General features: G+C 59.4%; 9 protein-coding genes. 6 read left to right on the forward strand and 3 right to left on the reverse strand.

The features are described 5' to 3' along the window. Nucleotides 1-6 precede the first annotated feature (6 nt). The 3 genes from polB to rluA all read left to right on the forward strand — a co-directional run bounded on the left by polB (nucleotide 7) and on the right by rluA (nucleotide 6,076). Nucleotides 7-2,364, forward strand: coding sequence for a DNA polymerase II (polB, locus tag HCK03_RS22380; RefSeq protein ID WP_167692203.1), 2,358 nt, complete (start codon nucleotides 7-9; stop codon nucleotides 2,362-2,364). Between the two features lie 133 nt (nucleotides 2,365-2,497). Then, nucleotides 2,498-5,404, forward strand: coding sequence for an RNA polymerase-associated protein RapA (gene rapA / locus HCK03_RS22385; RefSeq protein WP_115193578.1), 2,907 nt, complete (start codon nucleotides 2,498-2,500; stop codon nucleotides 5,402-5,404). A gap of 12 nt (nucleotides 5,405-5,416) precedes the next feature. Then, nucleotides 5,417-6,076 carry a bifunctional tRNA pseudouridine(32) synthase/23S rRNA pseudouridine(746) synthase RluA gene (gene rluA, locus HCK03_RS22390; protein WP_041144020.1) on the forward strand — a complete coding sequence of 220 codons (660 nt, stop codon included), beginning with the start codon at nucleotides 5,417-5,419 and terminating at the stop codon, nucleotides 6,074-6,076. A 118-nt stretch (nucleotides 6,077-6,194) separates the two neighbouring features. On the opposite strand, the gene citX is transcribed toward rluA, so the two are convergent. Both citX and HCK03_RS22400 read right to left on the reverse strand, forming a co-directional pair. Then, entirely contained in the window at nucleotides 6,195-6,683 is a 489-nt protein-coding gene (gene citX / locus HCK03_RS22395) for a citrate lyase holo-[acyl-carrier protein] synthase (protein WP_041144019.1), read from the reverse strand. Between the two features lie 168 nt (nucleotides 6,684-6,851). Further along, nucleotides 6,852-8,219: a 2-hydroxycarboxylate transporter family protein gene (locus HCK03_RS22400; RefSeq protein ID WP_167692204.1), complete on the reverse strand. Its 1,368-nt coding sequence runs from the start codon at nucleotides 8,217-8,219 to the stop codon at nucleotides 6,852-6,854. Nucleotides 8,220-8,505: 286 nt separating this feature from the next. On the opposite strand from HCK03_RS22400, the gene HCK03_RS22405 reads away from it, so the two are divergent. Both HCK03_RS22405 and HCK03_RS22410 read left to right on the forward strand, forming a co-directional pair. Beyond that, nucleotides 8,506-10,131: an ATP-binding protein gene (locus HCK03_RS22405; RefSeq protein ID WP_167692205.1), complete on the forward strand. Its 1,626-nt coding sequence runs from the start codon at nucleotides 8,506-8,508 to the stop codon at nucleotides 10,129-10,131. Next, nucleotides 10,121-10,819: a response regulator gene (locus tag HCK03_RS22410; RefSeq protein WP_167692206.1), complete on the forward strand. Its 699-nt coding sequence runs from the start codon at nucleotides 10,121-10,123 to the stop codon at nucleotides 10,817-10,819. Before HCK03_RS22405 ends, HCK03_RS22410 begins: the two co-directional genes overlap by 11 nt. Before the next feature lie 30 nt (nucleotides 10,820-10,849). Here the strand turns inward: HCK03_RS22410 and djlA are convergent, their stop codons facing one another. Further along, complete coding sequence (gene djlA / locus HCK03_RS22415) at nucleotides 10,850-11,677, reverse strand: co-chaperone DjlA (RefSeq protein WP_041144015.1); 828 nt, start codon at nucleotides 11,675-11,677, stop codon at nucleotides 10,850-10,852. Nucleotides 11,678-11,921: 244 nt separating this feature from the next. Here djlA and lptD point away from each other — a divergent pair, with 244 nt between their 5' ends. Next, nucleotides 11,922-14,267 (forward strand): LPS assembly protein LptD, encoded by a 2,346-nt coding sequence (gene lptD, locus HCK03_RS22420; protein ID WP_041144014.1) that lies wholly within the window; start codon nucleotides 11,922-11,924, stop codon nucleotides 14,265-14,267. Nucleotides 14,268-14,297 lie beyond the last annotated feature (30 nt).

A 14,297-nucleotide genomic window follows, 5' to 3' on the forward strand; every position in this document is an offset into this window, starting at 1 on the left:
CGCGGCGTGACTCAGCCACGAGAAGGTTTTTTATTGACCCGTCACTGGCGGGATACCCCCCAGGGTACGGAGCTGACCTTTTGGCTGGCAACCGACGACGGCCCCCTTCAGGTCACCCTGCCACCGCAGGAGTCCGTGGCCTTTATCCCCGAAGCGCAGCGCGCCCAGGCTGAGCGCCTGCTGCAGGGCGAAAATGGCCTGCGCCTCGCCCCGCTCACCCTGAAAGACTTTCACCGCCAGCCGGTTTTCGGCCTTTACTGCCGCGCCCATCGCCAGCTGATGCGCCTGGAAAAGAAGCTGCGCGAACAGGGCGTGACCGTCTACGAAGGCGATGTCCGCCCCCCGGAACGCTATCTGATGGAGCGCTTTATTACCGCGCCGGTTTGGGTCGAAGGCGAAGCGCGCGGCGCGCGGCTGATCAACGCCCGCATGAAGGCCAGCCCGCACTACCGGCCGCCGCTGAAATGGGTCTCGCTGGATATCGAAACCAGCCGCCACGGCGAGCTGTACTGCATCGGCCTGGAGGGCTGCGGCCAGCGGGTTGTCTACATGCTCGGGCCAGAGCCGGCGACCGCTCCCGCGGTCGATTTTCAGCTGGAGTACGTCGCCAGCCGCCCGCAGCTGCTGGAAAAGCTCAACGCCTGGTTTGCCGCCCACGACCCGGACATCCTGATCGGCTGGAACGTCGTCCAGTTCGACCTGCGCGTGCTGCAAAAACACGCCGAGCGCTACCGTATTCCGCTGCTGCTCGGCCGCGGCAACAGCGAGCTGGAGTGGCGCGAGCACGGTTTTAAAAATGGCGTATTCTTCGCCCAGGCCAGCGGGCGGCTGATTATCGACGGCATTGAGGCGCTGAAATCGGCGTTCTGGAACTTCCCCTCTTTTTCGCTTGAGACGGTCGCGCGCGAGCTGCTGGGTGAAGGCAAAGCGATTGATAATCCTTGGGATCGGATGGACGAAATCGACCGCCGCTTCAGCGAGGATAAGCCCGCGCTGGCAACCTACAACCTGCAGGACTGCGAGCTGGTGACGCGCATCTTCCAGAAAACGGAGATCGTGCCCTTTCTGCTGGAGCGCGCCACGGTTAACGGCCTGCCCGCCGACCGCCACGGCGGGTCGGTGGCCGCCTTCAGCCACCTCTATTTTCCGCGCATGCACCGGCTGGGCTACGTTGCGCCCAATCTCGGCGAAGTGCCGCCGCAGGCCAGCCCCGGCGGCTACGTGATGGACTCCCGTCCCGGCCTGTACGATTCGGTGCTGGTCCTGGACTACAAAAGCCTGTACCCCTCGATTATCCGCACCTTTCTGATTGACCCGGTGGGGCTCGTCGAAGGCAGCGCCCAGCCCGATGACGAGCACAGCACAGAAGGCTTTCTCGGCGCGCGCTTCTCCCGCGAGAAGCACTGTCTGCCGGATATCGTCGGCCAGATTTGGCACGGGCGCGACGACGCCAAGCGGCATAAAAACAAGCCGCTATCGCAGGCGTTGAAGATCATTATGAACGCCTTTTACGGCGTGCTCGGTACCAGCGCCTGCCGCTTTTTCGACCCGCGCCTGGCCTCGTCAATCACCATGCGCGGCCACGCCATCATGCGCCAGACCAAAGCGCTGATTGAGTCGCAGGGCTATGACGTTATCTACGGCGACACCGACTCCACCTTTGTCTGGCTCAGGCGCGCCCATGATGAACAGGAGGCGGCGAACATCGGCCGGTCGCTGGTGGCTTACGTCAACGACTGGTGGGCCACCGAACTGGGGAAATCGCGCCTCACCAGCACCCTCGAGCTGGAGTTTGAAACCCACTTCTGCCGCTTTTTAATGCCGACTATCCGCGGCGCCGATACCGGCAGCAAAAAGCGCTACGCCGGGATGATTCAGGAGGCGCAGGAGCAGAGAATGGTCTTTAAAGGGCTGGAGACGGTGCGAACCGACTGGACGCCGCTGGCGCAGCAGTTTCAGCAGGAGCTATATCTGCGCATTTTCCGCAACCAGCCCTATCGCGACTACGTTCTGGAGACGATTAATCGGCTGATGAACGGCGAGCTCGACGATCGGCTTATCTACCGCAAGCGGCTGCGCCGGCCGCTGGCGGAATATCAGCGCAACGTTCCGCCGCACGTCCGCGCGGCAAGGCTTGCCGACGAGCACAACGTCAGGCTGGGCAGGCCGCAGCAGTACCAGCAGCGCGGCAGCATCAAATATGTCTGGACCACCGGCGGGCCGGAGCCGGTCGATTATCAGCAGTCGCCGCTCGATTACGATCACTATTTGTCGAAACAATTACAGCCGGTCGCGGAAGGAATTCTTCCCTTTGTCGACGATGATTTTGCTACAATAGTGACAGGGCAGCTGGGGCTATTTTGACAGGTGACTATCACCGCGGCATCCAGTACCATAGCGCCCTTTCCACTCCTGGACCCAATCTTGATCCCTCTCCAGCCTATTCGGAGATGATCAACTATTGCCTGCAATTTAAGAACTAAAGAGCCGAACACATATGCCTTTTACACTTGGTCAACGCTGGATTAGCGACACAGAGAGCGAACTGGGATTAGGGACGGTCGTAGCGCTGGATGCGCGCATGGTTACCCTTCTTTTCCCCGCCATCGGCGAAAATCGTCTGTACGCACGCAACGACTCCCCGATCACCCGCGTGATGTTTAATCCGGGCGACACCATCACCAGCCACGAAGGCTGGCAGCTCCAGGTTGACGAAGTAAATGAAGAGAACGGCCTGCTGGCCTATACCGGTACCCGTCTGGATACCGAAGAAGCCAACGTGGTCCTGCGTGAAGTGCTGCTCGACAGCAAGCTGGTTTTCAGCAAGCCGCAGGATCGCCTGTTCGCCGGGCAGATCGACCGTATGGACCGCTTTGCGCTGCGCTACCGCGCGCGTAAATATCAGAGCGAGCAGTACCGGATGCCGTGGAGCGGCCTGCGCGGCCAGCGCACCAGCCTGATCCCGCACCAGCTGCACATCGCCCACGACGTTGGCCGTCGCCACGCCCCGCGCGTGCTGCTGGCGGATGAAGTCGGGCTCGGTAAAACCATCGAAGCCGGGATGATCCTGCATCAGCAGCTGCTTGCCGGCGCCGCCGAGCGCGTGCTGATCGTCGTTCCGGAAACCCTGCAGCACCAGTGGCTGGTCGAAATGCTGCGCCGCTTCAACCTGCGCTTCTCGCTGTTTGACGACGAGCGCTATGCCGAAGCGCAGCACGATGCCTACAACCCGTTTGAAACCGAGCAGCTGGTTATCTGCTCGCTGGATTTTGTTCGCCGCAGCAAGCAGCGCCTTGAGCACCTGTGCGATGCCGAATGGGACCTGATGATCGTCGATGAGGCGCACCACCTGGTGTGGAGCGAAGAGGCGCCGAGCCGTGAATATCAGGCGATTGAACAGCTGGCCGAGCGCGTGCCGGGGATCCTGCTGCTGACCGCCACGCCGGAGCAGCTGGGGATGGAGAGCCATTTCGCCCGTCTGCGCCTGCTGGATCCAAACCGTTTCCACGACTTCGCCCAGTTCGTTGAAGAGCAGCAGAACTACCGCCCGGTCGCCGACGCCGTCGCCCTGCTGCTGGCAGGCAACAGGCTGAGCGATGCCGATCTGAACATGCTCGGCGAGCTGATCGGCGAGCAGGATATCGAGCCGCTGCTGCAGACCGCCAACAGCGATCGCGACGGAGCCCAGTCCGCGCGTCAGGAGCTGGTCTCCATGCTCATGGACCGCCACGGCACCAGCCGCGTTCTGTTCCGTAACACCCGTAACGGCGTGAAAGGCTTCCCGAAACGCGAGCTGCACACCATTCGCCTGCCGCTGCCGATGCAGTACCAGACGGCCATCAAGGTCTCCGGCATTATGGGCGCGCGTAAAACCGCCGAAGAGCGCGCTCGCGATATGCTCTATCCGGAGCAGATCTATCAGGAGTTTGAAGGCGATAGCGGAACCTGGTGGAACTTCGACCCGCGCGTCGAGTGGCTGATGGGCCACCTGACCAGCCACCGTTCGCAGAAGGTGCTGGTGATCTGCGCGAAAGCCACCACCGCGCTGCAGCTGGAGCAGGTGCTGCGCGAGCGTGAAGGTATTCGCGCCGCGGTCTTCCACGAAGGCATGTCGATCATCGAACGCGACCGCGCCGCCGCGTGGTTTGCCGAAGAGGACACCGGTGCGCAGGTGCTGCTGTGTTCTGAAATTGGCTCCGAAGGCCGCAACTTCCAGTTCGCCAGCAACCTGGTGATGTTCGATCTGCCGTTTAACCCGGATCTGCTGGAGCAGCGTATTGGCCGTCTGGACCGTATCGGCCAGGCGCACGATATTCAGATCCACGTGCCGTACCTGGAAAGAACCGCCCAGTCGGTGCTGGTCCGCTGGTATCACGAAGGGCTTGATGCCTTCGAGCACACCTGCCCGACCGGCCGTACCGTTTACGATAGCGTCCATGACCAGCTGATTAACTACCTTGCCGCGCCGGAAACCACCGACGGCTTCGACGAGCTGATTAAATCCTGCCGCCAGCAGCACGACGCGCTGAAAGCGCAGCTGGAGCAGGGCCGCGACCGCCTGCTGGAGATCCACTCCAACGGCGGCGAAGGGGCGCTGGCGCTCGCCGAAAGCATTGAAGAGCAGGATGACGACACCAGCCTGATCGCCTTTGCCATGAACCTGTTTGATATCGTCGGCGTCAACCAGGACGATCGCGGCGAGAACCTGATCGTGCTGACCCCGTCGGATCATATGCTGGTTCCGGACTTCCCGGGCCTGCCGGAAGACGGCTGCACCATCACCTTCGAGCGCGACGTCGCGCTCTCCCGCGAAGACGCGCAGTTCGTCACCTGGGAGCATCCGCTGATTATCAACGGTCTGGACCTGATCCTCTCCGGCGATACCGGCAGCAGCACCATCTCGCTGCTGAAGAATAAGGCGCTGCCGGTCGGCACGCTGCTGCTCGAGCTGATTTACGTCGTCGAAGCGCAGGCGCCGAAGCAGCTGCAGCTTAATCGCTTCCTGCCGGCTACGCCGGTGCGCATGCTGCTGGATAAGAACGGCAACAACCTCGCCGGTCAGGTGGAGTTTGAGAGCTTCAACCGCCAGCTGAGCGCCGTTAACCGCCATACCGGCAGCAAGCTGGTCAACGCGGTACAGCAGGACGTTCACGCGATCCTCCAGCTCGGCGAAGCGCAGGTCGCGAAAGCCGCTCAGGCGCTGATCGACGCGGCGCGCGATGAGGCTAACGACAAGCTGTCGGCGGAGCTGTCGCGTCTGGAAGCGCTTAAAGCGGTGAACCCGAACATCCGCGATGACGAACTGTCGGCCATTGAGAGCAACCGTCAGCAGGTGATGGATGCGCTGGCCCAGGCCGGCTGGCGTCTCGATGCGCTGCGCTTAATCGTCGTCACTCACCAGTAACGGAACGCGAATATGGCGATGGAAAACTACAATCCGCCGCAGGATCCCTGGCTGGTTATCCTCTATCAGGATGAGCACATTATGGTGGTCAACAAGCCGAGCGGCCTGTTGTCCGTACCGGGGCGCCTGGAGGAGCATAAAGACAGCGTGATGACGCGCGTGCAGCGCGACTTTCCGCAGGCCGAGTCGGTTCACCGGCTGGATATGGCCACCAGCGGCGTGATTGTGGTGGCGCTGACCAAAGCGGCAGAGCGCGAGCTGAAGCGTCAGTTTCGCGAGCGTGAGCCGAAGAAGCAGTACGTCGCCCGCGTGTGGGGTCACCCGCAGAAAGCAGAAGGTCTGGTGGATTTGCCGCTGATTTGCGACTGGCCGAACCGGCCTAAGCAGAAGGTGTGCTACGAAACCGGCAAGGCGGCGCAAACCGAGTATGAGGTGCTGGAGTACGCGGACGATAACAGCGCCCGCGTGCGCCTGAAGCCGATTACCGGGCGCTCGCACCAGCTGCGCGTGCATATGCTGGCCCTCGGTCATCCGATTCTCGGCGACCGCTTTTATGCGACGCCGGAAGCGCTGGCCATGGCCCCACGCCTGCTGCTGCACGCGGAGATGCTGACCATCACCCATCCCGCTTTCGGTAACGCGATGACCTTCCGCGCGCCGGTCGACTTCTGACGGCGGGTTGCTAACTTCTGATTTCCCGGGCGACGGTTTAAACACCTTGCCCGGGCTACCACCCTCCCCGCCCCTGCGCTAAGCGCAGCAGGAACGGGGCTCCTCACGCTATCATCCGTTAGTCGCGGGCAAACCACGCGTCAATCATCTGCTCTACGTGAGCGGCCGACTGCTGCGGGTGGCGATCGTTGCTCTCAGCGGCAGACGAGCGGCCCTGCAGGCCCTCCGTCGGGCAAATCACTTCGATATTCCATAAACGCCCCAGCGGATGGGATTGCGTCAGCTCCGTGCAAAGCGCGTTAATTTCACTGGCCGAGTGCTCAACGCACCACAGCGCTTCCGGCCCGGTTGGCAGCCACTTAACCTGGCGGTCCAGCGTTTGCCAACGGTGTTTCCACAGCAGCTGATCGAAAGCCTGCAGCGCCACGCCCATCATGTTGCGATAGCGGATGCTGTCTTTCTCCGCGCCCGGCGTCACCAGGGTAAGCGAAATAACCGGCTGCTGATAATGGGTTAACAACTCGCTCTGACGAGCTTCACGCTGCGCTTTCACCGCCAGCAGGTTTTCAACGCTGGCGCCCGCACGGGCGGGAGTATCCACGGACATTAATTCCTCTCCTTCACTGAATAAAATAACGGCGGCAGGGGCCGTCGCGATAACGGATTTCGCTGCTGATTGTATCGCTAAATGCACAGAATTTAGGATACAGGACAAAGAAATTTTCTTCGTCCCGTGGTGGGAAATAGCAGTTTTTCCTGTTAGCACAGAACTAAATCACGCCATAAAGTGGCTCAGAAACAGCAGGCCCAGAGAGACATTGATCGCTCCGCCGATGCGGGTGGCGATTTGGGCGAACGGCATCAGGTTCATGCGGTTGCCGGAGGTGAGGATCGCCACGTCGCCGGTCCCACCCTGGCCGCTCTGGCAGCAGGAGACAATCGCCACGTCGATCGGATGCATACCGATTTTTTTACCGACGAAGAACCCGGTCGCCACCAGCGCGGAAACGGTGCTGATAATCACCAGCAGATTGGTGATAGTGAAGGCGTTAACCAGCTCCTGCCACGGCGTAATCGCGACGCCAACGGCAAACAGAATCGGATAGGTCACCGCGGTGCGGAAGAACTTATACACCACCTGCGAGCCCTCCTGCAGGCGCGGCGATACGCCGTTAGCCAGCTTCAGCAGCACCGCCAGGAACAGCATCCCCACCGGCGCCGGCAGGCCAATCATCTTTTGCCCCAGCATCCCCAGCATATAGAGCAGTACCGCCAGCAGCGCCCCGGATGCCAGCGTCGCCACGTCCGTTTTGCCGTCAGCGCTTTCGTCGCCGACGCTTTCATGATGCGTTTCGTTGCTGCGGTTCGGCATCAGCTGGCCTTCGCCGGTCAGATGCGGGAAGCGCTTGCCCAGCTGATTCAGGCTGCCGGAGATAACAATCGCCGTCAGGCTGCCCAGCATGACCATCGGCAGGACGCGGCCCAGCGCAACGCCCTGGTCCATATGCATCAGCGCGGCGTAGCCAATCGACAGCGGTATCGCCCCTTCCCCTACGCCGCCGGCCATAATCGGCAGGACGATAAAGAAGAAGACCTGGAACGGCTCCAGGCCCAGCGCGGTCCCTACGCCAACGCCAACCAGCATGCCGACAACTTCACCGCAGAGCATCGGGAAGAAAATGCGCAGGAACCCCTGAATCAGCGTGGTGCGGTTCATGCTCATAATGCTGCCGACGATAATGCAGCAGATGTAGAGATAGAGAATATTGGTCGACTTGTAGAATTTGGTGGTGGATTCCACCACCACGTCCGGCAGCAGGCCGTAATGAACCAGCGCCGAGGGAATAAAGGTCGCGCAGATCGCCGCCGCGCCGAGCTTGCCGAGAATCGGCAGGCGCTTGCCAAACTCGCCGCAGGCAAAGCCAAAAAAAGCCAGCGTCGCCACCATGACCACAATGTCGCTCGGCAGCTTGCCGCCCAGACAGTCCAGTGCAATTAAGCCCCCGGCCAGCAGGAACAGCGGCAGCGGGATAATCCCGACTTTACGGTTGTCCATAACGTGCCACCAGCGCTGCTTCAGCGTGGCCTTTGGGGTATCGATGGGGTCGAGGGTCGCAGAGAATGCTTCGTCGGTGGTGCTCATAGGTTTAGCCCTTTAGTTATTATTCATCTTCAGACTAGGGGGGAATAAGCCGACTTAATGTGAGGGTCGCCAGATTAAAAATGAAGTTTTAATGGGCACTATGGTTTTTATGGTTTCTATTCCCGGCGTGATATATCTCTGATTTATTAGCGTGGTTTTTATGGTTTTTTGTCGCAGCCCTGGAGATCATTTATAAATAGGCTTCGCGGATCGATTCTGTTCCCTGACCCCGGCGTAAGCGGCCGCTCGTGACTTGCCCGCCTTACTGAGACTCTGTACAAGGCCTATGAAAGTTTCCTTTCAATTTAAGCTGTTTATTTCCCTGGTGGCATTTTTCTCGATCCTCTTTGCCCTGCTGGGCGTGTATTACTATTTCGATGCCAGCCATCAGCTTTATCAGGAAATGAGCACCCGCGCCAAAATACAGGCCGAAGAGATCGCCCTGATGCCCAATTTACGCCAGCAGGTTGCCCGCAAGGATCCGCAGGCGATAAACGCCTTTATGCAGGAAATCGCCACCCACAGCGACGCCAGCTTTATTGTTATTGGCGACGCGCAGGGCGTGCATCTGTTCCACTCCGTGCACCCGGAGTGGGTCGGCACCCGGCTGGTTGGCGGCGATAATCAGGCGGTGCTGGAAGGGAAAACCATTACCACCATCCGCAAAGGCGGGCTCGGGATTTCGCTGCGCAGCAAGGCGCCGGTGCGTGACGACGCGGGCCGGGTGGTGGGGATTGTGTCCGTTGGCTACCTCACCAGCTACCTCGACAGCATTACGCTGCAAAAAGTCATCAATATCTTCGTCGCCGCCGTGCTGCTGCTGGTTGCGCTGTTTATCTTCTCCTGGTACTTCACCCGCAGCATCAAGAAGCAGATCTTCTCCCTCGAGCCGCGGGAAATCGGCCTGCTGGTGCGCCAGCAAAAGGCGATGATGGAATCGATCTATGAAGGGGTTATCGTTATCGACCACACCCGCCGCATCAAGGTCATTAACCACGCCGCCCGCAGCCTGCTCGGCCTGACCCAGCCCGCACACCGGCTGCGCGGGCAGTCGATCGATAGCGTCATCGTGCCGCAGCCGTTTTTCGCCAGCGGCGAGATGCTGGAAAGCGACACGCACGACGAGCTATGCCGCTTCAACCAGCTCACCGTCCTCGCCAGCCGGGTGCGCATCATGCTGGAAAACTCGCTGCAGGGCTGGGTGATCACCTTCCGCGACCGGGACGAAATCAACTCCCTTAGCGCCCAGCTCAGCCAGGTGAAACGCTATGTCGATAACCTGCGCATCATGCGTCATGAGCAGCTGAACCGCATGACGACGCTTTCCGGCCTGCTGCACATGGGCCACTACGACGAGGCCATTCGCTATATTCAGGCGCAGTCGGAGCATGCCCAGGAGCTGCTGGACTTTATTTCATCCCGCTTTAGCTCGCCGACGCTCTGCGGCCTGCTGCTGGGTAAAGCCGCCCGGGCGCGCGAGAAAGGCGTCGAGCTGAGCTTCGACCCCGCCTGCCACATCGACCGACCGCTGCCGTCGCTAATCGAATCAGAGCTCATCTCGATTATCGGCAACCTGCTGGATAACGCCATCGAAGCCACCCAGCGCGCCGAGCTGCCGCACGAGCCGGTAGAGGTGCTGATTCAGCTCAACGCCCGGGAGCTGATGATTGAAGTGGCCGATCGCGGCGTCGGCATCCGCCCGGAGATCCGCGAGCGAATTTTCGAACGCGGCGTCACCACTAAAACCCGTGGCGATCACGGCATCGGCCTGTATCTTATTGAACACTATGTCACTCAGGCTGGCGGCACCATCGAGGTTGCCGATAACACGCCGCGCGGGGCCATCTTTACGCTGTTTATTCCCGCCGACGGTCCGGCCCACCCGCCACAAGGGGCACACTATGCATCATGACCTGGTCGATGTTCTGATCGTCGAAGATGAGAGCGAGCTGGCGCGGCTGCACGCCGAGCTGATTCAAAAACACCCGCGCATGCGGCTGGCAGGCATGGCCGCCTCGCTCACCCAGGCGCGGCAGATGCTCAACGCCAGCCCGCCGCAGCTGGTGCTGCTCGACAACTATTTACCCGACGGTAAAGGGGTGACGCTGATGACCGACCCGCTGCTGGCAAGCGCCAACTGCTCGGTTATCTTTATTACCGCCGCCAGCGACATGGAAACCTGCAGCCTGGCCATTCGCAACGGGGCCTTCGACTACATTCTGAAGCCGGTCTCCTGGAAACGGCTGAGCCAGTCTCTCGAGCGCTTCGTTCAGTTTTACGACCAGCAGCGGGAGTGGAAGATTGTCGATCAGCAAAACGTTGATTCGCTGTACCAGCTGCAGGCGAAAAACTTTCGCGCCGATAGCGGCAGCAAAGGGATTGAGGAAAAAACGCTGGCGCTGGTGCAGAACCTGTTTAACGGGCGGGAAGCGCACTGTTTTTCGGTCGATGAGGTGGTGAACGACGCCGGCCTGAGTAAAACGACCGCCCGCCGCTACCTGGAACACTGCGTGGAAACGGGCTTTCTGGAAGTGGAAATGCTGTACGGTAAAATTGGCCATCCGCGGCGGATGTACCGCCGCGCCAGGAGCTCGTCCTGAAACCTCTCCCCGGCGGGAGAGGTCGGTAAATCAGAAGCCGCGCTGCTCTTTGACCAGCTCCCAGGCCTTCTGAATATCCTGAGCCTTCTGCTTCGCCATCTCCATCATTTCCGGCGGCAGGCCCTTCGCCACCAGCTTATCCGGATGGTGCTCGCTCATCAGCTTGCGGTAGGCGCGCTTGACGGTTGCCGCGTCGTCGGTCGGCTTCACGCCCAGCACGTTGCAGGCGTCCTCAAGGGTCGGCCCGCGCTGCGCCTGCTGCCAGCCGGCCTGGCCGCGGCCCTGGCTGGAGGAGTGCTGCTGCGAGCCGCCGCCAAACTGGGCTCCGCCCTGCATCATGCGCAGGAACTGCTCAAACTGGGCGCGCGAGATCCCCAGCTCGTCGGCGATAACGAACAGAACTTCACGTTCATTAGGGTGTAATTCACCGTCGGCGAAGGCCGCCTGCAGCTGAATTTCCAGAAACATCCTAATCAAATCAAAACGGCCGAAACAGACGCTGCGCAGCTGACGCATTTTCTCGCGCAGCGGGTAATCATCAGATTTCCCTACGCGAAACGCCTGCTGTGCCGCCGTGCGCGACTCGCCGTGCAGATTCATGCGATCCATCAGGATGCTGGCAACGTGAATATCGGCTTCGGTCACGCGTCCTTTCGATTTGGTCAGATGACCCATCACCTCAAAGGTGGTGGAAAAGAACAGCGACTGTCGCTCCTGCTGGTTAGCAAAAACGTTGATCCGCCGACGGCGCGCGCGATCGAATATATGGCCGACCAATAAGCCCAGCACCACGCCCCAGAAGCCCGCGCCCATCATCAGCGCAACCGCAACCCCAATTATTTTTCCCAAATACTGCATAGACTCCCCAAACTTTATGCCGCCAGTTAAGCTATATATGACCGCACGTTACAAAGCACTGACGCTTCGGTCAATTGTGGGACATAGCCTATAATTTGCTTTATCATACTCGTCATTCTACACGGTGCCTAACGCTCGGGATTGAAACGGGCAGGATTAACACTAGCGCGATGAAGATGAGTACGTTAGGCTCTGACCGTTTGCAAGCCGCTGCCACAAGATGACGGAACAACAAATACAACGTATGAAAAAACGTATTCCCAGCCTCCTGGCCACCATGATTGCCAGCGCCTTGTATAGCCAACAGGGCCTCGCTGCCGATCTCGCCACGCAGTGTATGCTTGGCGTCCCAAGCTATAATCGTCCCCTCGTTGAAGGTAAAACTAACGAGCTGCCGGTGACGATCGATGCCGATCATGCGAAGGGCAACTATCCGGATAATGCCACGTTCACGGGTAACGTCGACATTAATCAGGGGAATAGCCGTCTTCAGGCGGATGAGGTTCAGCTTCATCAGCAGCAGGCAGCGGGCCAGCCTCAGCCCGTGCGCACGGTCGATGCACTGGGCAACGTTCACTATGACGATAATCAGGTGATCCTGAAAGGCCCGAAAGGCTGGTCAAACCTGAACACCAAAGATACCAATGTCTGGGAAGGTGACTACCAGATGGTCGGCCGTCAGGGCCGCGGCAAGGCCGATCTGATGAAGCAGCGCGGTGAAAACCGCTACACCATTCTGGAAAACGGCAGCTTTACCTCCTGTCTGCCGGGTTCTGACACCTGGAGCGTCGTCGGAAGCGAAGTTATCCACGACCGCGAAGAGCAGGTGGCGGAGATCTGGAACGCGCGCTTTAAGCTCGGCTCCGTGCCTATTTTCTACAGCCCTTACCTGCAGCTGCCGGTCGGGGATAAACGTCGTTCCGGCTTCCTGATCCCTAACGCCAAATACAGCACCAAAAACGGTGTCGAGTTCTCGCTTCCTTACTACTGGAATATCGCGCCTAACTTCGACGCCACCCTGACGCCGCACTATATGAACAAGCGCGGCGGCGTGATGTGGGAAAACGAATTCCGCTATCTGACCAAAGCCGGCACGGGCCTGTTCGAGTTTGACTACCTGCCGTCCGATAAGGTCTACCAGGACGATCACTCCAGCGACAGCAACAGCCGCCGCTGGCTGTTCTACTGGAACCACTCCGGGGTCATCGACCAGGTGTGGCGCCTTAACGCCGACTACACCAAGGTCAGCGATCCGGACTACTTTAACGATTTCAGCTCGAAATACGGTTCCAGTACCGACGGCTACGCCACGCAGAAATTCAGCGCCGGCTACGTCAACCAGAACTTCGACGCCACCGTGTCGACCAAACAGTTCCAGGTCTTTAACCGCGATTCGAGCAACTCCTATGCCGCTCAGCCGCAGCTGGACGTTAACTACTACCAGAACGATGTCGGTCCGTTTGATACCCATCTTTATGGTCAGGCGGTGCACTTCGTTAATACTAACGGCAACATGCCGGAAGCGACCCGCGTCCACTTTGAGCCGACGATCAATCTGCCGCTGTCTAACGGCTGGGGCAGCATCAATACCGAAGCCAAGCTGCTGGCGACCCACTATCAGCAGAGCAACCTCGACGACTACAACGCGGCCAACAATACGGACTACAAAGAGTCCGTTAACCGCGTGATGCCGCAGTTTAAAATCGACGGCAAAATGGTCTTCGAGCGCGATATGCAGGAGAGCTTTACCCAGACTCTCGAACCGCGCGTGCAGTACCTGTACATCCCGTATCGCGACCAGAGCAACATCGGTTCTTACGACTCCACCCTGCTGCAATCGGACTACAGCGGCCTGTTCCGCGACCGTTCCTACAGCGGCCTGGACCGTATTGCATCCGCAAACCAGGTATCCACCGGCGTCACGTCTCGCGTATATGATGCAGCCGCCGTTGAACGTTTTAATATTTCCGTTGGTCAAATCTATTATTTCACCGAGTCACGTACCGGTGATGACAACATCAACTGGGAGAATAACGACACAAGGGGTTCACTGGTTTGGGCCGGAGATACTTACTGGCGCATCGCCGATGACTGGGGTTTACGCGGGGGAATTCAGTACGATACACGTCTGGATAACGTCGCAACCGGTAACGGCACCGTTGAATACCGTCGCGACGAAAACCGCTTAGTCCAACTTAACTATCGTTACGCCAGCCCGGAATACATTCAGGCCACGCTGCCTTCGTATTCAACCGCTGAGCAGTACAAAAACGGTATTTCTCAGGTGGGTATGACCGCCAGCTGGCCGGTAGTCGATCGCTGGTCCGTCGTCGGCGCATACTACTTTGATACCAATACCAAAAAGAGCGCCAACCAGATGTTAGGGGTCCAGTATAACTCCTGCTGCTACGCGATTCGTCTCGGCTATGAACGTAAGATCAACGGCTGGGATAACAACGGCAACGGCGAGAGCAAATACGATAACACCTTTGGCATCAACATTGAGCTACGCGGCCTGAGCTCCAACTACGGTCTCGGCACCCAGCAGATGCTGCGTTCGAACATTTTACCGTACCAGAACTCCCTGTGATGTGGCTGGTTTAAAACGTAATCCGCATTT

The organism is Klebsiella terrigena (assembly GCF_012029655.1).
Taxonomy (GTDB): Bacteria; Pseudomonadota; Gammaproteobacteria; order Enterobacterales; family Enterobacteriaceae; genus Klebsiella; species Klebsiella terrigena.